Annotated in this window: 17 protein-coding genes; 14 read left to right on the forward strand and 3 right to left on the reverse strand. The window is 50.9% G+C overall.

From position 1 onward, the window contains the following. Window positions 1-8 precede the first annotated feature (8 nt). The 10 genes from darA to JUF22_RS06410 all read left to right on the forward strand — a co-directional run bounded on the left by darA (window position 9) and on the right by JUF22_RS06410 (window position 8,267). On the forward strand, window positions 9-338 hold the full coding sequence (gene darA, locus JUF22_RS06365; RefSeq protein WP_125765701.1) for a cyclic di-AMP receptor DarA: 330 nt from the start codon (window positions 9-11) through the stop codon (window positions 336-338). Between the two features lie 9 nt (window positions 339-347). Then, window positions 348-1,361, forward strand: a complete 1,014-nt coding sequence (gene holB / locus JUF22_RS06370) for a DNA polymerase III subunit delta' (protein ID WP_203644648.1) — start codon at window positions 348-350, stop codon at window positions 1,359-1,361. Between the two features lie 29 nt (window positions 1,362-1,390). Then, a complete protein-coding gene (locus JUF22_RS06375; RefSeq protein ID WP_125765703.1) occupies window positions 1,391-1,729 on the forward strand; it encodes a DNA replication initiation control protein YabA in 339 nt (112 codons plus the stop codon). Window positions 1,730-1,740: 11 nt separating this feature from the next. Next, window positions 1,741-2,622, forward strand: a complete 882-nt coding sequence (rsmI, locus tag JUF22_RS06380) for a 16S rRNA (cytidine(1402)-2'-O)-methyltransferase (RefSeq protein ID WP_203644650.1) — start codon at window positions 1,741-1,743, stop codon at window positions 2,620-2,622. Window positions 2,623-2,627: 5 nt separating this feature from the next. Continuing rightward, window positions 2,628-3,371 (forward strand): acyl-[acyl-carrier-protein] thioesterase, encoded by a 744-nt coding sequence (locus JUF22_RS06385; RefSeq protein ID WP_203644652.1) that lies wholly within the window; start codon window positions 2,628-2,630, stop codon window positions 3,369-3,371. 194 nt (window positions 3,372-3,565) lie between these two features. Further along, window positions 3,566-4,294, forward strand: coding sequence for a tRNA (adenosine(37)-N6)-threonylcarbamoyltransferase complex dimerization subunit type 1 TsaB (tsaB, locus tag JUF22_RS06390; RefSeq protein ID WP_203644659.1), 729 nt, complete (start codon window positions 3,566-3,568; stop codon window positions 4,292-4,294). Then, window positions 4,278-4,871 carry a ribosomal protein S18-alanine N-acetyltransferase gene (rimI, locus tag JUF22_RS06395; protein ID WP_203644666.1) on the forward strand — a complete coding sequence of 198 codons (594 nt, stop codon included), beginning with the start codon at window positions 4,278-4,280 and terminating at the stop codon, window positions 4,869-4,871. The genes tsaB and rimI overlap by 17 nt, the downstream gene beginning before the upstream one ends. 75 nt (window positions 4,872-4,946) lie before the next feature. Then, a complete protein-coding gene (gene tsaD / locus JUF22_RS06400; RefSeq protein WP_125765724.1) occupies window positions 4,947-5,990 on the forward strand; it encodes a tRNA (adenosine(37)-N6)-threonylcarbamoyltransferase complex transferase subunit TsaD in 1,044 nt (347 codons plus the stop codon). A 24-nt stretch (window positions 5,991-6,014) separates the two neighbouring features. Continuing rightward, the gene (locus tag JUF22_RS06405; RefSeq protein ID WP_203644668.1) at window positions 6,015-7,076 is read left to right on the forward strand and encodes a winged helix DNA-binding domain-containing protein; all 1,062 of its coding nucleotides are present in this window, start codon (window positions 6,015-6,017) and stop codon (window positions 7,074-7,076) included. A gap of 474 nt (window positions 7,077-7,550) precedes the next feature. Then, window positions 7,551-8,267, forward strand: a complete 717-nt coding sequence (locus JUF22_RS06410; RefSeq protein ID WP_203644670.1) for an SDR family NAD(P)-dependent oxidoreductase — start codon at window positions 7,551-7,553, stop codon at window positions 8,265-8,267. Between the two features lie 64 nt (window positions 8,268-8,331). Here JUF22_RS06410 and JUF22_RS06415 read toward each other — a convergent pair whose 3' ends face one another. Further along, entirely contained in the window at window positions 8,332-10,284 is a 1,953-nt protein-coding gene (locus JUF22_RS06415; protein WP_203644671.1) for an ABC-F family ATP-binding cassette domain-containing protein, read from the reverse strand. A gap of 356 nt (window positions 10,285-10,640) precedes the next feature. On the opposite strand from JUF22_RS06415, the gene JUF22_RS06420 reads away from it, so the two are divergent. The 4 genes from JUF22_RS06420 to kimA all read left to right on the forward strand — a co-directional run bounded on the left by JUF22_RS06420 (window position 10,641) and on the right by kimA (window position 16,134). Continuing rightward, window positions 10,641-11,276: a redox-sensing transcriptional repressor Rex gene (locus JUF22_RS06420; RefSeq protein ID WP_125765711.1), complete on the forward strand. Its 636-nt coding sequence runs from the start codon at window positions 10,641-10,643 to the stop codon at window positions 11,274-11,276. Window positions 11,277-11,965: 689 nt separating this feature from the next. Beyond that, the gene (gene groES / locus JUF22_RS06425) at window positions 11,966-12,250 is read left to right on the forward strand and encodes a co-chaperone GroES (protein WP_125765712.1); all 285 of its coding nucleotides are present in this window, start codon (window positions 11,966-11,968) and stop codon (window positions 12,248-12,250) included. Between the two features lie 60 nt (window positions 12,251-12,310). Then, window positions 12,311-13,936 (forward strand): chaperonin GroEL, encoded by a 1,626-nt coding sequence (gene groL / locus JUF22_RS06430; protein ID WP_203644673.1) that lies wholly within the window; start codon window positions 12,311-12,313, stop codon window positions 13,934-13,936. Window positions 13,937-14,295: 359 nt separating this feature from the next. Continuing rightward, window positions 14,296-16,134, forward strand: a complete 1,839-nt coding sequence (gene kimA, locus JUF22_RS06435; RefSeq protein WP_203644674.1) for a potassium transporter KimA — start codon at window positions 14,296-14,298, stop codon at window positions 16,132-16,134. A gap of 1,486 nt (window positions 16,135-17,620) precedes the next feature. Here kimA and JUF22_RS06440 read toward each other — a convergent pair. Both JUF22_RS06440 and JUF22_RS06445 read right to left on the reverse strand, forming a co-directional pair. Then, window positions 17,621-18,427, reverse strand: coding sequence for an LrgB family protein (locus JUF22_RS06440; RefSeq protein ID WP_203644675.1), 807 nt, complete (start codon window positions 18,425-18,427; stop codon window positions 17,621-17,623). A 44-nt stretch (window positions 18,428-18,471) separates the two neighbouring features. Next, the gene (locus JUF22_RS06445; RefSeq protein WP_125765725.1) at window positions 18,472-18,840 is read right to left on the reverse strand and encodes a CidA/LrgA family protein; all 369 of its coding nucleotides are present in this window, start codon (window positions 18,838-18,840) and stop codon (window positions 18,472-18,474) included. Between the last annotated feature and the right edge of the window lie 394 nt (window positions 18,841-19,234).

Below are 19,234 nucleotides of genomic sequence, written 5' to 3' on the forward strand. Positions count from 1 at the left end.
AACCAGTTATGAAATTATTAATCGCCATTGTCCAAGATAAGGATGCAAACCGTCTCAGTAATGAATTTATCGATCACGATATTCGCGCGACCCGGTTATCCACGACCGGTGGTTTCTTAAAGTCTGGGAACACGACGTTTATGATTGGGTTGGAAGACGAGCGCGTCGATGAGGTGCTGGATATGATCAAAGAGGCCAGTCACACGCGTCAACAGTTCATGACGCCACCCGTTAACCTGGATGCCCAACTCGACAGTACTTCCGCCTACCCGGTCGAAGTGCAAGTCGGCGGGGCCACGGTATTCGTGATGCCCGTTGAGCAGTTCCACCGTTTTTAGGAGGAAAATATGACCGAAGAATCCGTGGTCGCCACGGCCCAACGGCTTCAGCCGCAACTCGTGACCCACTTTATGCAACTGATTCAAACCAATCATCTGGCGCACGCCTACCTCTTTAATGGTGCGGACGGGACCGGCCGACAAGAGGTTGCGCGGACCGTGGCCATGCGGTTATTTTGCCAAAACGTCACGGCTGAGGGCATGCCCTGTGGGACGTGTGCCGAGTGCCGGCGCATCATGGCGGGGGACCATCCTGATGTAGTCAGCGTGGTTCCGGACGGCCAGCGTATCAAGGTCGACCAAGTCCGTTACTTAAAGGCGGAGTTCACCAAGAGCGCGGTGGAGGGCAATCAAAAGATCTTCATCGTCGACCAGGTCGACCGGATGACGACTGGGGCCGCCAATAGCCTGTTAAAGTTTATTGAGGAACCCGTGGGCAACACGGTGGCGTTATTGTTGACGGCCAATAAAAACCTGATTTTACCCACGATTTTGTCGCGGACCCAGGTCGTTGATTTTCTCCGGGTATCGCCACGAGCCTTGACGGATGCTCTAGCCACGGCCGGCGTCGTTCCGAGTCAACGCTACTTATTGACCACCTTAACTGAAAGCGTCAGTGCCGCTTTGGAATTGACGGCGGATGACTGGTTAAAGGATGCCCAAGCGGCGGTGGGCCAATGGTTAGCCGCTTGCTGTGCCAATGATGAGCGGGCCTTTGTCCGCGTGCAAACGGACCTGGTCCCATTGGGCAGTAACCGCGATCGGCAGGGGATCATTTTAGACATGGTCGTGCAGGCCTGGCACGATGCCTTACGCCAACAGTCGGGGACGGTCGGTCCAGATGACCTGGCCTATCCGCAGGTGGCGCAGGCGAGTCGTGAGGTGGGTCAACGCCTATCCATCGACCAGCTGGTGGCCATCATGACGCTGACGCTCGCCACGCGCGGACAGTTGGCCGGGAACATGAATTTTCAAGCAATCTTAGAAGCCTTAACGTTACAGATTCTGGCGCAAATGCGCTAAGACTAGTCAGCATTGGAGGGGTGGCAGCTTTGGATAAAGAAGAAGTTTATGATCAATTCAAGAGTCTTGAGGGTCAGTTGCAGCAGATGCTCGCCCAATTCTCTGACTTACAAACGCAGATGACGCAGGTGTTTGAGCAAAATGCCGAATTGGAAATTGAGAATCAGCACTTGCGGGACTTGGTGCGGGAGCTACAGAAGACATTGCCCGAGGATCCTGAAACACCCCAAGGGCTCTCCAAGTCGCGACAGATTCTGGAGAAACTTTACGAGGAAGGCTTTCACGTTTGCCGGGAATTCTACGGAACCCGGCGCAAGCAGGATGAGGAATGTGCCTTTTGCCTGGAAGTTATTTACCGCGATCAGTAGGAGGCCACATGATGGAACGAACACGGAGTTTTAAGGACGATGCCCAGGGACATTTATACCTGGTGCCAACGCCCATTGGGAACCTGGACGACATGACCCTTCGGGCGGTTAAGACCCTGAAGGCCGCCGATTTAATTGCCGCCGAGGATACCCGTAACACCCAGAAATTATTAAATCATTTTGAAATTACCACGAAACAAATCAGTTTTCACGAACACAACACGCAGGAACGGATTCCCCAGTTGGTCGCCAAACTCCAGCAGGGACAAGACATTGCCCAGGTCAGTGACGCGGGGATGCCATCCATTTCGGATCCCGGCCATGAGCTGGTCAATGCCTGCATCGCGGCGCAAATTCCCGTGGTCCCGTTACCTGGGGCCAATGCTGGGTTAACCGCGTTGATTGCCTCTGGTTTACTGCCCCAGCCGTTTTATTTCTACGGCTTCTTGGACCGCAAGCCTAAGGATCAACGGTCTGAAATCGAGGGCTTGGCGCAACGCCCAGAAACCTTGATTTTCTATGAAGCGCCGCACCGGTTGAAAAAGACCCTGCAGAATCTGGCAACGGGTTTTGGGGATGACCGGCCCGCCGTGCTTTGTCGGGAACTCACCAAGCGTTACGAAGAATTTCTCCGCGGGTCCTTAGCCGAATTGGCTGAATGGGCCGCTACGGACACGGTCCGAGGAGAATTCGTGGTGTTGGTTGGCGGCAACCCCGCACCCACCACGACGGCAACGACGGCGGTCGATTTGAGTGAACCCGTTGAAGTCCAGGTCGACCGGTTGATTGCAGCGGGGGAAAAGCCCAACGCTGCAATCAAAGAGGTCGCCAACCTGCGTGGCGTGAAGAAACAAGCAATCTATAATACCTATCATCATTTAGACAAGGAGTGACCTAGGTGGCCGCAAATGAATTTACCGAACCCCATCGTGTCGTTTACTATGAAGCAGACGATACCGGCCATTTAACCCTGGCCATGCTGATCGACCTCTTCGTGCTGGTCTCTGAAAATCAGAACGCCGCTTTAGGATTGACCACGGAATTTGTGCAGTCCCACGGCGTTGGCTGGGTCGTGACCCAGTATCACATCCAAGTGACCCAGTTGCCAGCGATTGGCGATCAAGTCACGCTGAAGACTCGAGCAACGTCGTTTAACAAGTACTTTGCCTACCGTGAATACTGGCTACTCGACGCCGAAGGAAATCAGTTGGCCTATGCCGAGGGCATCTGGGTGACCATGAGTTACGCGACCCGCAAAATTGCGGCGATTCCTGCCGAGGTCATGACGCCTTACGAGAGTGAACCGAGCGTGCGCTTGCCGCGGTTACCCCGGCCAGACCGCTTACCTGCGGAAACCACGTTGGCGGATAAGCCCTACACGGTCCGTTACTTTGATATTGATGAGAACGGCCACGTCAACAACGCCCACTACTTTGAGTGGATGCTGGACGCGCTGCCGGCAGACTTTTTACGCCAGCATCAGCCCACGGATATTCGAATTCGTTATGAAAACGAAGTCACGTACGGCCGGCAAGTCACCAGCGATTACGTACAGCCGGATGACGCGTTGGTTAGTCAACATGCCATCTACAGCGGCGACGTGTTAGCTGCCAAGGCAACGATTCAGTGGCAAGCACGGTAGTCTTTTTTAAGAAAATTCAAGCAGAGAAGGTGTCGCGTCCGTCCGTTTGTGGTAGTATAATAAACTGATAAAGACAGTAAACGGGCGCAACAACCGAGACAGATGGTTAGCGGTGGGCGAGTTCGGCCACCGCTTTTCACTTCCCGGCAACTCACCGGCTTGGTGAAGTCCAGTAAAGGGGAACGCAAGTAATTATGAAGATTTTAGCAATTGATACATCGAATCGACCTTTGAGCGTCGCCGTGTTAGATGACAGCATGGTGTTAGCTGCCATCACGGTCACCGTTCATCAAAAACACGCGGAGTACCTTTTACCAGAAATTGAACGACTTCTGGAGATGGCGGATCTCAAGCCGACGGACCTTGACCGGGTCGTCGTTGCCGCAGGACCCGGTTCCTACACGGGCATCCGGATTGCCGTGACGACTGCCAAGACACTCGCCTCGACGCTAGACATTGAGCTGGTGGCCGTTTCCAGTCTGGCAACGCTCGCAGCTAACGTGCCAGTGGAAGGTGCTCTGGTGGCGCCTTTGTTTGACGCCCGGAATCAAAACGTCTTTGCGGGGTTGTACCGGATCAAAGATGGCGTGCCAACGGCCGTCATTGCGGATGCCCACACAAACATCACGCACTTCTTAGAGGCTGTGACGGAGTACGCTGAACCCGTTTGGTTCCTGGGAGATGCCAGTCACTTTGCTGACCTAATTAACACGACCGTGTCAGCGGCGACGCCAAAGATCAGTCCTTGGCTGAACCTGCCCCAAGTTGCCACCATTGGTTTACTGGGTCAAGAGATGACGCCCGTCACGGATGTCGACCGGTTTGTGCCGAACTATTTACGTTTGACACAAGCAGAAGCGGAATGGCAAGCGAAGAACCCGAATAATAAAAAGGATAACGACTCATATGTTGAAAAAATTTAAAGTCTGGTATAAAAATGTATTTGGCAGCCGGCGCGAACAGGTGCGTGAGGAGGCCATGGACGTTAAGAACCACCGGGTAGACATCCGGGAGGTCACGTATTTTGTGGCCAAAGCCCTCTTCACGGACATTCCTGAAATGATTGAAATTGAAAGGGCTGTCTATGCTGGCAAGGCACCATGGGATTCCACGGCCTTTGCCAACGAGCTGCGCCGCGAAAAGGATCGGCTCTACCTGGTTATTCGTAAGGAAGATAAGCTGTTGGCCTTCATCGGCTGTACCTTTGACGAACGGACTCGGGACGCCCATATTACCAATATTGCTGTCCTACCGGCGTACCAGAACCGGGGACTCGGGCGGTTTTTATTGGCCATCATGATCAAAAAGGCGCGCAAGTTGAATTACAAGTCTGTCAGCTTAGAGGTCCGCGTCTCTAACACCAATGCCCAACGGCTCTACCGGGACTTGGACTTTGAACAGACCGGCATTAAGCGGGGCTACTATTTAGGCGACCACGAAGACGCAGCGGATATGAAATTGTATTTAAACGATGACACCGTTGCAGACGCAGACGAGTAGGCGTTTGGCCACTCGTCTTTTTAATTGGCGTAGTAAATAAGATCACGATAAATCAGATTGATAACAGAAAAGGGAGTGGGTCCAACGGATAAGCGAAATTTAATTTTGGCGTTCGAATCAAGTTGTGACGAAACGAGTGTGGCGGTCATTGAAGATGGCCACAAGATTCTGTCAAACATTGTGGCAACGCAGATCAAGAGTCACCAACGCTTTGGTGGCGTGGTGCCCGAGGTTGCGAGCCGGCACCATATTGAAGAGGTCACGCTGTGCATCAAGGATGCGCTGACTGAGGCTGAGGTCGGGTATGACGACCTGGATGCCGTGGCGGTCACGTACGGTCCCGGCTTGGTCGGTGCCCTGTTGATTGGGGTCACGGCGGCCAAGACGGTGGCCTTTGCCCACAACTTACCGCTGATTCCCGTCAACCACATGGCCGGTCACATCTATGCGGCCCGTTACGTGGAACCAATCGAGTTCCCCGCGATGGCCTTACTGGTTTCCGGTGGTCACACGGAACTGGTCTACATGCCAGCTGAAAATGAATTTGAAATCATCGGTGAAACGCGTGACGACGCCGCTGGTGAAGCTTACGATAAGGTCGGCCGGGTAATGGGCGTCAACTATCCTGCCGGGAAGACTGTGGACGAATGGGCGCACCAAGGCCACGACACGTTTAACTTTCCCCGCGCCATGGAGAAGGACGACAACTTTGACTTTAGCTTTAGCGGGTTGAAGAGTGCCTTCATCAACACGACCCACCACGCCGACCAGATTGGCGAAACGCTTAGCAAGCAAGACTTAGCGGCTAGTTTCCAACAGGCCGTTGTCGACGTCTTGGCTGAAAAGACGCAGCGTGCCCTAGCCGATTACCCCGTTCACCAGCTGATTTTGGCCGGTGGGGTGGCGGCTAATCATGGCCTGCGGGACCGTTTAGCCAGTGACTTAGCCAGCAACCCAACGACGCACTTGGTCAAAGCCCCTCTGAAATTGTGTGGGGACAATGCGGCCATGATTGGTGCCTTTGCTAACGTGGCCTACCGTCACGGCGTCTTCGCTGACGCGACGTTGAACGCTGACCCAAGTTTGGAATTCGATTGGGCCGCCGACTCAGCCAAGTAGGGGATACGCGAAGGGAGCATGCGCATGACGCCAGCAGAGCTTTTGGCTTATCGGTTATTTCAGCAGGGCCTCTTGACGACTGACGCGCCAATTTTACAGCCGTTTACCCAAGTGATTGGGATTCAGGCCCAGAATCAGCGAGTCGCCGAACTGACTGTCGCGCTCCAAACGCGGGCTAGTATGGCCGAGTTGACGGCGTTGTATCAAACGCGGCAACTGGTTCGCTCCTGGGGGCAACGGTGGACGCTGCACCTCTATACCACGGCGGACTGGCAGTTGATGATCAACGCCCGGCAAACGGAGCGGCTCCCGAAAGCTTATTTTGAAGGGCAGTCCGAGCAGGTCCGTGCCGTAGCCGATGAGATTGCGGCGGTCCTGCAGCACCAGGAGCTATCCAAGGCGGATTACTTAGCCTGTGTGGCCGAGTTGGTCCCCGGCCTGAAACGTTCACGAAACTTTGACTACGCGGTGCTCCAGGTGTTGGAGGCACAAGGGCGAGCCGTGATGCAGGGGCAGCCGGGGCAGAGTCAGTTTCACCTGTTTCGACCGGACTTTACCCGGACGGACCAGCAACTAGCGACCCAAGACCTGATTCGCCGCTACCTCACGGGATTCGGTCCCGCGACGTTGACGGACTTTGTCAAATGGTCGGGCGTTAAGATTGGCAAGGCCCGGCCAGCCTGGCGCGTGGTCGAACCTGAGTTGACGCCCGTGACGGTTGCAGGCGAGACACTGTGGTTAACGCAGGTGGTGTCGGTCCAACAGCTACGGGAAATAGCGGCAGAGGTGGCCGACCGCACGCTGATAGCGCCGCGGTTCAGCTCGCTGATGACCGGTTATCAGCAAAAGGGCTGGTTAGTCGACCCTGCTCTGCAGTCGAAAATGTGGACTGTGAACGGCATCCTGATGGCCCCAATTATTGCCAACGGCCAGTTGGTCGGTCACTGGAATTATCAGATTTCGGGGAAGCGGATGCGGTTTACGGTAACTCGTTGGGGTGAGTTTGATCAGCCAGTTGTGGAGAGATTCTTCCAGCGTATCGCTGAGTTTTGCCAGTTAACGTATGATGGCATGTCGTTTACGTAAAATCGTTTTGAAGGTGTAATCACCTTTTGGGAATCACGATGTTGTACGCACTTAAATTAAATGAAATAACTAAGTCGTTGCCATTTCAAGTGGGAACGGCTTTTTTGGTAACCCCATCAAAATAGCCGCTATCGCCAATGAATAGTAACTAATTAACTGGTAGGGAAAATGGGTGCCGCCGTGAGTGACCAGAGGCAGGCCAAGGTTCCCAGCTGTGTCGGTGGTCTTAGCTGAGTGATTTTTCTCAGCTTAGAGCACGGGACGACCTTGAAAACTCGCGGTTCTTAGCGAGGTTTCAAGGCGAGGCGGAAGACCGGTTCTCAGGCTGGAGCCGGGCCCCACAGCAGGGGACCTTGAGCCTGACGGCGGGAACGGCTGGGACCGGTCTTATTTTCCCCCACCCGGAGGCACAAATAAAGCGCTTACATTTAAACGATAAGTTGCAGTATACTGGACGCAAAGGAGTGATGTGTCATGGGTAAGCTAGAGAACAAGGTAGCCGTTGTCACGGGTGGCTCGTCCGGAATCGGACTGGCGACCATTCAAAAGTTTACGGCTGAGGGCGCAACGGCGGTGTCCGCTGACGTGACGGCGCCTGCCGACGCTGGGATTGCGTTTATCGAGACGGACGTCACGGACGAGCAGTCCCTGCAAGCGATGGTCGACCAGGTGGTCAGTCAGTACGGGCACCTGGATATTTTGGTGGCCAATGCCGGGGTTGCCGAGCAGAAGGCTGGCGTGGCCGATATTGACATGGCCAACTGGAACAAGGTGATCGCGATTGATTTGACCGGTGTCGTCTTGACCAACAAGGTCGCCGTCGCCCAGATGGTGAAGCAGGGGAGTGGGAGCGTCGTCAACATGAGCTCGATTCTCGGGGTCGTGGGCGCCGCCAAATCCCAGGCCTATTCCGCAGCCAAGGCTGGTGTGGCCAACTATACCAAATCCCAAGCCGTCACCTATGCGCAACAGGGCATCCGGTTCAACTCGGTGGCACCGGGCTACGTGGCGACACCGCTCCTGAAGACATTGCCGCCAGAAGTGACCGGACCGATGGTGGGTAAGATGCCAATCGGCCGGCTAGCCGAACCGGCGGAAATCGCCAACGTCATTGCCTTCATTGCTAGCGATGAGGCGTCATTTGTGACCGGCGCCACGATTAACGTCGATGGCGGATACACCGCTTTATAAAAGGGTAAATTAAAACCGTTTCACTCGCGTCCCTTAGGGGATAACGGGTGAAACGGCTTTTTAATTAATCGTTAAAATCTTCTAAAGCTAAACTCTTTTCCGTCCATTCTTCTTCGGTGGCGTCGAGGTCCGTGGTGACCGCAGTCAATTGTGCCTGCAGGTCAGCTAGCTTCTCGGCATCGTTGAAGTTGTCTGGTGAACTCATGTCCGTTTCGATGACCGTTTTCTGTTGTTCGAGGTCACCGAGCTTGGTTTCCAGCGCCTCGACCTGGCGGCTTAATTTCCGCTTGGCCTTTTGCTGCTCCTTTTGTTGCTGGTAGTCGACCTGCGTTTGCTTCGGGGCAACCACGGTTGGGTGGGCCTCCTCCGCTTCGGCAGCTTCCTTGGCGGCATAGGCATCCTGTTCCGCCTTTTTCTCCATGTAGTAATCATAGTTACCCAGGTAACGTGTCGTGCCGGTTGGGGCCAATTCAACGACCTGTGTGGCGACCTGGTTGATGAAGTACCGGTCATGGGAAACGAAGAGGATGGTCCCGTCGAATTCATTCAGGGCATTTTCCAAGACCTCGCGGCTGTCGATGTCCAAATGGTTCGTCGGTTCGTCCAGCATCAGAAAGTTATCGTGCCGCAGTGCCAGCTTGGTCAGCAGGAGCCGGGCCCGTTCGCCCCCACTAAGACTGTGGACGCTCTTGTCGACATCGCTTCCGGTGAATAGAAAACTGCCTAAGATAGAGCGAATATCGCCTTCGGGGGTCGTGGGATGGTCGTCCCACAGCTCATGCAAGACGGTCTTCTTCTCGTGCAGCGTGGCTTGGTCTTGGTCGTAGTACCCGGTATCCACGCCGGTGCCAAAGATGATTTGACCCTGAATGGCGGGGATGCGACCCAGAATCGTTTTCAGCAAGGTGGATTTCCCGATACCATTGGGGCCGACGATGGCGACGGCTTGGTGTTTCTTGATGTCGAGGGTGACTGGGGCGCAGAGAATCTGTTGGTCGTACCCGACGGCACCGTTGACCACGTCCAACACGACGTTCCCGCTTTGGCGGTGCGGCGTAAAGGTGAAGCGGGCGACCTTTTCATCGCCCTCGGGTTTCTCCATGCGGTCCATCTTGTCCAGCTGCTTCCGGCGAGCCTGGGCCCGTTTCGTCGTCGAGGCCCGGACGATGTTCTTGTTCACAAAGTCCTCGAGCTTACCGATTTCAGATTGCTGCTTGTCATATTCCTTCCATTCGCGCCGTAGCCGTTCGGCCTTAGCGGAAATGTAGTGGGAATAGTTGCCGGGATAGTGGACCAGTCCGCCGTGCGCCATGTCGTAGACGTCGTTGACCACGTGATCCAGGAAGTACCGGTCATGGGAAACGACGAGAATAGCACCAGAGTAACCTTGGAGGTAGCCTTCGAGCCAGGTCAACGTTTCAACGTCCAAATGGTTGGTGGGTTCGTCCAAAATGAGTAAGTCGGGCCGTTCCAACAGCAGTTTGGCCAAGGCCAATTGGGTCCGCTGCCCACCCGAGAGTTCATTGATGGGTTTATCATAGTATTCTTCGCCAAATTCAAACCCGTGAAGCACACCGCGAATCTCGGCCTGGTAGCCGTAGCCATTGTGGTCACTAAAATCTTGTTGAAGCTGATCGTAGGTTGCACTGATTTGGGCAAATTGTTCCTCGTCGGCAATGATGGCGGGGTCACTCATTTGCGTTTCAAGTTCGTGAATCCGTTTCTCCGTCGCCCGGACCTCAGCGAAGACCTCCAGCATTTCGTTCCAAACCGTTTTAGATGAGGCTAAGCCGGCGTTTTGCGCTTGGTAGCCCAGGGTAAGTCCCCGTTTAGTGGTAATCTGACCGACATCCGGGGTGGTTTCGCCGGCAATCATTTTGAGCAGGGTGGATTTTCCAGCACCGTTGCGGCCGACTAGGGCGACGCGACCGTGTTCAGGGACATCCAGACTGACATTTTCAAACAGGACGGTGGCGCCGAATCGGCGGGTAACCTGTTGCACTTGTAAAAGTATCACGGTGAACCGACCTCCTTATATTTTTTAGTTTAATTCATGTTGATGGTTAATTAGTTATTCGTTGGTCAGCTGAAGCGAAAGCCACGAAAAAGCCAGTGTCGCGATGGCTCCCGGTTATTTTTGCCACTCAAATTGAGGGGCTGACCTGACCAACGCAGATACGTCTATTTTAGCATATTCTGGGATTAGACCGAAATTAGTAAAGAATTGTGAAAAATATTTGCAAATTCTTTCACAAGGCCGGTGGTTATGCTATAATTTGTAAGAAAGTCAATTTCACAATCAGGATGTCATTTAGAGAAAGTGTTATCGCCGACTGGTGGTAACTCGTAATATTGATTAGGAGGTCTCGTTTTTTGACTGAACAAAAGATTCCCCGCGCTACAGCAAAGCGGTTACCCATTTACTATCGTTACTTAAACATTTTGTTGGATGCAGACAAGACGCGTGTTTCTTCGACGGAATTGTCAGAAGCCGTTAAGGTTGACTCTGCCACCATTCGTCGTGATTTCTCGTACTTCGGTGCCCTCGGTAAACGGGGATACGGTTACGATGTTGAGAGCTTAATTAAGTTCTTTAAGAAAATTTTGAACCAAGATCGGCTGACGAACGTTGCCTTGATTGGGGTCGGGAACTTGGGCCATGCGCTCTTGAACTTCAACTTCCATCAAGACGGAAACGTGCGGATCAGTGCGGCCTTTGACGTGAACGCAGATATTGCCAACACGATTCAAAGCGGCGTGCCAATCTACCCCATGTCAGAGCTGCGGACACAGCTGGAAGAACAACAGATTCAAGTGGCCATCTTAACGGTCCCAGCCGACGTGGCCCAATCCGTCACGGATGACGCTGTTGCCGGCGGGGTGAAGGGAATTTTGAACTTCACACCACTGCGGGTCACGGTGCCTAAGGATGTCCGCGTGCAAAACGTTGATTTGACCAACGAATTGCAAACGCTGATCTACTTCTTGGAACACTACAACAAAGAATAATCAGGGAGTCGTAATCTATTCGTAGGTTGCGGCTTTTTTGTTGCCATTTGTGAAAGTCTGCGGTCAAATTTGCCGAAATTGGTGAAAAAAGCCTTCACTTTGACGACTTTGTGATTGTGTACTTAAAAACAACCACGTTAACTGTGTCGATGGTCATCAGATTGGGGGCCTAGTCACTCAGGGTGGCAACTGGGCCATACCCGCATGTTAGTGCTGGAAGTGACAGCTATCTTGGCCCGATGCCCAACTGATTGGTTTACCGAGCAGCGGCAGCAGGGGAGCCTATCAAATTAATGGCAATTTGTCAGGAGGTCGGTATGATAGGGAACAACGAGGATGGTCAGTCCAGCTGATGGGGACTTGAAAGTGGCCGTGCTAGTGGCGCCAAGTTGGCCTAACTGCCGGCCGGTGGTGCCAGTTGAGACCTGCCGCACACTGGTGGATTTCCGTCTGACTGGAGGCGCTGCCAACGAGATGTTGCCGGTCTTCGTCTATGAATAAATTCATACAATGTGCGGTCATCCCTAGGCCCACAAGGCATCAGTGGACTGACCAATTAGCACTCGAGAATTTGTTTGCCAAATTCCTTGATTTTTACGAGGAAAAACCATATATTAGATATTGTGATTAGCACTTATGTTAGTCAAGTGCTAACAGTGCTAAAAAGTAAGTTTATTGGAGGGATTCAAGTGTTAAAACCATTAGGAGACCGCGTCATTTTGGATCAACCACAAGAAGAAGAAACTACGGTTGGTGGCATTGTTTTAGCAAGTAATGCTCAGGAAAAGCCTTCAACGGCCAATGTCGTTGCTGTCAGCGATGGCCGTGTGTTAGACAATGGCGATAAGGTAGCCCCAGCTGTTAAGGTTGGCGACAAGGTATTGTTTGATAAGTATGCCGGTACGGAAGTTAAGTACGAAGACAAGACTTACCTTGTTTTACACGAAAAGGATTTAGTCGCTGTCGTTGACTAATTGCTTTCCCACTAATACGTGCAACTATTTAAAAAATTTAGTATGAGGTGAATGTAAAAAATGGCTAAAGAATTAAAGTTCTCTGAAGATGCACGCAGCAAGATGCTTGCTGGTGTTGATAAGTTAGCTGATACGGTCAAGACCACCTTAGGGCCTAAGGGTCGTAACGTGGTTTTGGAACAAAGCTACGGCAACCCAACCATCACGAATGATGGTGTTACGATTGCTAAGGCAATTGAATTAGACGATCACTTTGAAAACATGGGTGCGAAGTTAGTTTCCGAAGTTGCTTCCAAGACCAACGATATCGCTGGTGATGGGACCACGACGGCCACTGTCTTAACGCAAGCCATCGTTAACGAAGGGATGAAGAACGTCACTGCCGGTGCCAACCCTGTTGGTATCCGTCGCGGGATCGAAAAGGCCACTGACGCCGCTGTGGACGCTTTACACAAGATGTCTATCGACGTGAAGACCAAGGACGATATCGCCCAAATCGCTTCTATTTCATCTGCCAGCAAGGAAACGGGTAATTTGATTGCTGACGCCATGGAAAAGGTTGGTAATGACGGGGTCATCACTATTGAAGAATCTCGTGGGGTTGATACCAGCTTGGACGTTGTTGAAGGGATGCAATTCGATCGTGGGTACATGTCACAATACATGGTTACCGACAACGATAAGATGGAAGCAAACCTCGACAACCCTTACATCTTGATCACCGACAAGAAGATTGCCAACATTCAAGACATCTTGCCATTGTTACAATCCGTCGTTGAACAAAGCCGTTCACTCTTGATTATCGCTGATGACATCACCGGTGAAGCTTTACCAACCTTGGTATTGAACAAGATGCGTGGGACCTTCAACGTGGTTGCTGTTAAGGCACCTGGTTTTGGTGACCGTCGTAAGGCCCAATTGGCTGATATCGCGACCTTAACTGGTGGGACTGTGATTACCGATGACTTAGGTCTGAACTTGAAGGACACGACCATCGATCAATTAGGTCAAGCCCAAAAGGTTAACGTGACGAAGGATGACACCACCATCGTTGAAGGTGCTGGTGCTAAGGACCAAATCGCTGCTCGGGTTGCTGAAATCAAGGGTCAGATTGACGATACGACTTCTGACTTTGATCGCGACAAGCTGAAGGAACGTTTGGCTAAGTTATCCGGTGGGGTTGCCGTCGTTCGTGTCGGTGCCGCTACGGAAACTGAATTGAAGGAACGTAAGTACCGGATTGAAGATGCCTTGAACGCTACCCGTGCGGCCGTTGAAGAAGGCTTCGTTGCTGGTGGTGGGACTGCTTTGATCAACGTCATCAAGGACGTTGCCAAGGTTGAAGCCGAAGGCGACGAACAGACCGGTGTAAACATCGTGCTGCGTGCCTTGGAAGAACCCGTTCGTCAAATCGCTCAAAACGCCGGGGTCGAAGGCTCTGTTGTTGTTGAACATTTGAAGAGTGAAAAGCCTGGTATTGGTTACAACGCTGCTGACAACACGTACGAAGACATGGTTAAGGCCGGTATCACTGACCCTACCAAGGTTACCCGTTCTGCTCTGCAAAACGCTGCCTCTGTCTCAGCTCTGTTGTTGACGACTGAAGCCGTTGTTGCTGAAAAGCCAGAAGACAATCCAGCACCAGCTGCACCAGCTGCTAACCCAGGAATGGGCGGCATGATGTAAGCGACTGCTTCATTAAAATGATTATCAAAAACGAGAAGATTGCGATCTTCTCGTTTTTTGCGTCTAAATTAGGGCTTTTAAGGGGAAATTTAACCAAATTTCAGCGGGTAAAGGGTCGGTATATCAGGGATTAGGGGGTAGCAACAAAACAAAGTAAAAAGAAAGTCTTTATTTCTCTTAGCCTTTGCCGGATAATGGATAAGTTCGTTGAGAAATTCTGGTGTTGCTAACTGCTAGAATTGTGGTAATGTGGAGCTAGTTGTAGTAGACTTACCACACATTCGGATTCAATCTGAAAAGCACTTATTAACGGGCATAGACCCGTTTTCATTATTTATGGAGATAAGGAGTAAATAGTCATGTGGCGTTATTTAAAGCGGGTTTTAATTGGTAAACCCCTCAAGACCATGGACGAAGGCGGTCAGGCGTTAACCAAGTTTAAAGCGTTAGCCTTACTCTCGTCTGATGCGTTATCTTCCGTGGCTTATGGTACTGAGCAAATTACGACAGTTCTGATTACCTTATCAGCAGCCGCTTTGATGTATCAATTGTGGGTTGCTGCACTGGTCTTAGTTCTGTTATTTGCGATCACGCTTTCTTACCAGCAGATCATTCACGCATATCCTTCCGGGGGTGGCGCGTACGTGGTTGCTAGCACTAACTGGGGCCAATCGGCTGGGTTAGTCGCTGGGGGTTCCTTGCTGGTTGATTATATGCTGACCGTGGCGGTTTCAACGACTTCTGGGACCGAGGCGATTACCTCGGCGATTCCAGCGCTGTATCCGTATTCCGTATTGGTATCAGTCTTAATCGTTATTGGGATTATGCTTTTGAACTTGCGGGGAATGAAGGAGTCGGCGGCCTTTCTGACGATTCCTGTCTACTTGTTCATTGGCATGATCATCGTGATGATTGGTGTTGGTTTCTACAACATCATGAGTGGAAATATCACGTATCACGCTGCGGCAACCCCATTGGGCGATCCCGTAAAGGGCATGACGTTGTTGCTGTTCCTGCGGGCGTTCTCGTCTGGGTCATCTTCATTGACTGGGGTCGAAGCCATTAGTAACGCGGTACCAAACTTCAAGGAGCCGAAACGGCATAATGCGGCGGCAACGCTGGCCATTATGGCGGGTATCCTGGCCATCTTCTTCGCTGGGATTACGTTCCTGAGTTACTACATGGGCATTCGGCCACAGAGTAGCCAGACCGTGCTGTCACAAATTGGGACGGCGGTCTTTGGCCATGGTGTGCTGTATTACATTTTCCAACTGTCAACGGCCATGATTTTGGCTGTGGCTGCGAACACTGGGTTCTCGGCCTTTCCAATCTTGGCCTACAACTTAGCCAAGGATAAATTCCTGCCACACGCGTACCTTGACCGGGGGGACCGGTTAGGGTATTCCAACGGGATTATCTCGCTAGCCGTTGGGGCGATTGTCTTGATTCTGATTTTCCATGGTCAAACGACGCTGTTGATTCCCCTCTATGCAATTGGGGTTTTCGTGCCATTTGTCCTGTCACAGTCTGGGATGATCATTCACTGGTTCAGAACACGCGAGGGCTGGTGGATTGGTAAGGCGCTGATTAACTTATTAGGGGCCTTGATTTCACTGGGATTGGTTACCGTCTTGCTGTTGCTGCGTTTTGGCAATGTTTGGCCATACCTGATCATTATGCCATTGATTCTGTTACTGTTTTATCGGATTAATGGTCATTACCATAACGTCGCGAAACAGTTGCGGGTCGCTGAAAAGGAACGGGCTGACATCCACGAGTATGATGGGGCGACCGTCATCGTGCTGGTCAGCAACATCACCCGGGTGACATCCGGTGCCATCAACTACGCGCGGTCCATTGGGGACTACGTGATTGCGATGCACGTGTCCTTCGATGAAAATCCAGAGAAGGAACACAAGACGGCTCAGGAGTTCAAAGAAGAGTTCCCAGACATCCGGTTCGTGGATATCCACTCGTCTTACCGCTCCATTGCCACGCCAACGTTGCGGTTCTGTGACGTGATTGCCAAGCGGGCAGCTGAACGGAACTTTACGACCACGGTCCTGGTACCGCAGTTCGTTCCGCGGCACCCGTGGCAAAATGTCCTGCATAACCAAACGGCGTTACGCTTACGGACAATCCTGAACTCACGGGAAAATATCATCGTTTCGACTTATAACTATCACTTAAAAGAGTAGTTTCACCAGAAAAGGCGTTCCTCAAACAGTCGGTTACACGGTTGTCGGGGGAGCGCCTTTTGTGGTACCTGGAAGTTCAAGTCCTGTAAATTCTTAAAGGTTCACTTCAAAATTGAGAGACGATGTAGTATTTACATGATTAAACGGGTAACATGCTGTTAGAGGTACTCATATGTGTGAGTATAGAATTTATCGCGGATCGTTCGACCGTTTTTGACCGATAACATGCAAGGCAGGTCAACCAGCTTGAATATTCTTAAAGATTGTTTGTGCCATATAAGCAAAAGTGATGACTTTTTGATGGAAATGATCCCGTGTTTCGCAAAGTGATATTATGGGCTTTAGCATGGAGTGGGGTGCCCTTGGCACTTTATGATCTGGCCGGCATGGCGATTACCGTTGTGCTGTTGGCGTTCAATGGGAGTGCGTGGCTTGCACTATGCTTTTGGCTACTAGGACTAACCTCCAATTGTTTTCGTGTCCTATATCTTCTATGCAGCACTGAAGAAAACGGTCTATAAACCCATTTTGATTTGTGGTGGACTGATGATATTGGAATACTTTTACTATTTCCTTTTAAGCGGAAAGATAGCGTCGCCATTCTTGGCGGTGTATGTTTTCGTTTATATTGGGGCGGGGTTAGTTGTTCCATTTGTACTAAGAATGTATGGAAAAAATCATCTGAATGATGAGAATTAATTATGACGCAAAGGAAATATTGTTAAATGAGAGCACTTGCCGTTATTGGTAGGTGTTCTTTTTTAAGCATGATGGTGCCAGGCTGACTGAAAGTGCAATTTGAAGGTAGAAAGATCGACAAGCTAGAATGTCAATCAATAAGGTGAGTGGGTAGCTGAATTCCAATGCTATTCGGCGCTGTCAGGGACTTTAGCCGTTCATGGGTAAGTTTACCAACTCGCTAGTAAAGCCACGGAGAATGATATCTAGACGGGCAAATTGCGGGTTGTGTGAAGTAGCTTGTGTTGTAGAACTGCTTCCACCAAAAAAATCAGTAGAGTAGGGGGATTAAGAGTAGATAATTGGGGAACCAACGATCTTTCTATTGCTGCTTAACCTGAATTTAGACCATGTGGCGGTTGATTTTGCGCTTGGTCTTCAAGGTCTTGGGCCAAACGGGCTAAGCAAATGCATCAATCAACGCACAATCGAGAGCCGGAGGAAGCCAGGACGGAGACGGCTGTGTCGATTCTGTTAGTCGGCGTTCTTGGGCCGGTTTACAGAATGGGACAAACTTTGAGCCCTGCACGAACTTAGCAGGGGGCAAAGTTGAGGTGGGAGCCCGGTTCTCAGGCGGGAACCGGCCCCACAGCAGGCGTAGTCCTGGAAGCCGCAGGCGGCCAATCGCAAGTGACTTGACGGGTTTGACTTAAAGCTCTTGACTCAAACCTAAGACCGGAGACTCAAGAGCGCAAAAAAACACCGAACCCAAATGGATTCGGTGTTTAGCAAGCTAGTTTAAGTTAGCTTAGATTAAGCCCATCATAGAAGCAAATGGTGGAACAACGATATCAACAACGATAGAGATAACAACAACGGCGATGGATGCCATAGACCCTTGGATAGAACCAAGTTGTAAGGCCTTAGCAGAGCCAACCGTGTGTCCGGCAGTACCTAAACCAAGTCCGGCACCAATTGGGTCGCTGTTAACATGGAAGAACTTAACGAGCCAGTCACCCAAGGCGTAAATGATAACGGCGTTGAGGATGCAGGCCATGGCAGTAACGGCAGTGTTACCACCGATAGCACCGGCAATAGGCATCGCGATGGCGGTCGTGGCAGCTTGTGGCATCATTGAAGCAATACCAACGTTGTCCAAACCGATAAGCTTTGAGACGTAGTAGATAACGAACAAGGAAATAACTAACCCAACGATCAGGGAAAGCACGATTTCCAACCAGAACTTCTTAACAACGTCATTCCGACGGTACAGAGGAATAGCGAAGGCGATAGTAGCTGGGTTCAAGAACCAGAAGATAATGTTACCACCTGGTAAGTAGGCTGACTTGTAGAAAGTAGCCGTGTCCGTTCCGAATGCCTTAGCAAACAGGAACAGAATGAAGATCCCTAAGACCATCCCAACGAACAGAGGTTGGAATAAGAAGAAACCTTTACCGATCTTGAATAACCATTGACCGAATAAGTAAACAACTAATGATAGAAAAATACCAAATAATGCGTTACCGGCAGAAGCACCAGCGGCGTTAGTTCCTAACGCGTCACCGAGCCATTTGCCCCAAACTGCCATATGGGCGGTTGCAGTTAAAGTCATCATAAATTTTCATCCTTTTCTAGTGAAAGTAGTAGCAGTCGACGAATTTATTCTTCGACGTTAACGTCACGATGGAAGACGTTCTTCCGAAGCCAGATGAATCCGGCGGTCGTGTAGGCCACAACAACCAGCAGGACAATCGTTGCAATTAAGATAACGACAACCAGTTGAACCCCTTGAGCCTTTAAGATGTCCAGGCTAGCAGCCAATTGGATACCTGAAGGAACGAACAAGAAGGCAATCAAACTGATCATGAAGTCCCCAAATTTTTCAACGTTACGTAACTTAACGATGTGGGAAGCCAATAAGATGTAAAGGATTACCAAACCGATAACAGGCGTTGGAACTGGGAACGTTGCTGGGAACAGTGGGGAAATTAGGCTGGAAACAAACAGGATGGCGGCGAAGATCCCCATTTGAATTAAGATGGGTGAAGCTTGTTCTTCTTTAGCCGTTTCTGTCTTTGTTGCTTTATCATTAGCAGCCAATAGAAAAATCTCCTTTCAAAATACAAACCAAAGTGACGGACGACTGGAAAGGTTTCACAAGGAAATAGGATAAATAGCTTGGACACAAATGAAATGTGAAACCTTTCTCAATGGCACAAATCCATTATATGGCTTTTGCCTGATTTGCACAAGAAAAATCTGTGAATTTTAGGCTTTTGTCTGTACACTTGTGCACGAAATCGCCCAATTGGATAGAAAGGAAACGCTTACACAAACTTTATGAATTAATTTTTAATTCACAAACCCAGAGCGGGGTACTTTGTGAATTGTGTTAGTTGACTGAACAAAGCTTATTTTTCTC

Source organism: Levilactobacillus lanxiensis (assembly GCF_016861655.1).
In the GTDB taxonomy this organism is placed as follows: Bacteria; Bacillota; Bacilli; order Lactobacillales; family Lactobacillaceae; genus Levilactobacillus; species Levilactobacillus lanxiensis.